The following is a 239-nucleotide window of genomic DNA, read 5'->3' as shown; positions in this document are numbered from 1 at the left end:
AACTCAACGACCAGACGAATAGCTTCGGCTTTTTCTTCGGCAGTAACGACCCGAAATCCCATGATGCTTCCTTAGGTTGATACTCCTACATCATGGTCCATAAATATTGAGCCACAACAACGGAGGTTACGACGCCCGCGAAACGGTGTGTCAGGCAAGCCGCTATCGCTGCCTCGCGGTGCTCGTGAGCTCCTACTGGTGCGTCGCGATTACCGCAAGGAACCTGTAGGAGCGCACGG

Source organism: Pseudomonas sp. DWP3-1-2 (assembly GCF_049896285.1).
Lineage (GTDB): Bacteria > Pseudomonadota > Gammaproteobacteria > Pseudomonadales > Pseudomonadaceae > Aquipseudomonas.
This window is presented reverse-complemented; position numbering follows the sequence as displayed.